Origin of the sequence: Ellagibacter isourolithinifaciens (genome assembly GCF_008831035.1) — a bacterium.
In the GTDB taxonomy this organism is placed as follows: domain Bacteria; phylum Actinomycetota; class Coriobacteriia; order Coriobacteriales; family Eggerthellaceae; genus Ellagibacter; species Ellagibacter isourolithinifaciens.
The window spans coordinates 1-730 of record NZ_WAJR01000068.1; the positions used below are offsets into that span (position 1 = coordinate 1).

Annotated in this window: 1 rRNA gene; it reads left to right on the plus strand. The window is 64.0% G+C overall.

From position 1 onward, the window contains the following. Positions 1-730, plus strand: a 23S ribosomal RNA gene (locus F8C90_RS10770); the annotation flags it as partial.

A 730-nucleotide genomic window follows, 5' to 3' on the forward strand; every position in this document is an offset into this window, starting at 1 on the left:
AGTCGCCGGGCGCAGACGCGAAGCCGGGTGAGCTATCCATGGGCAGGCTGAAGCAGGGGTAAGACCCTGTGGAGGGCCGAACCCACTTCGGTTGAAAACGGAGGGGATGACCCGTGGATAGGGGTGAAAGGCCAATCAAACCCGGAGATATCTCGTTCTCCCCGAAATAGCTTTAGGGCTAGCCGCGGCCGTTAGCCGCCGCCGGTAGAGCACTGGACCGCCGAGGGGGCCTCGCAGCCTACCGAAGCGGACCAAACTCCGAACGGCGGCGGCCGAGAGGCCGCGAGTCAGAGCGCGTGGGCTAAGCTGCGCGCTCGAGAGGGAAACAGCCCAGACCGCCCGCTAAGGCCCCAAAGTCCATGCTGAGTGGCAAAGGATGTGCGTCTGCCCAGACAACCAGGATGTTGGCTTAGAAGCAGCCATGCATTCAAAGAGTGCGTAACAGCTCACTGGTCGAGTGGACATGCGCCGACAATACACGGGGCTAAGCATGGCGCCGAAGCGGCGGACTAATACAAATTAGTGGTAGGGGAGCTTCCCCGGGGGGGCGAAGCCGGAGGGCGACCTCCGGTGGACCGCCGGGGAGTGAGAATGCTGGCACGAGTAGCGAGAGCGGGGCGAGAAACCCCGCCGCCGCAAGCCCAAGGTTTCCTGGGCGATGCTAATCATCCCAGGGTCAGCCGGGAGCTAAGGCGAGGCCGAGAGGCGCAGCCGATGCGCAGCTGGCAGA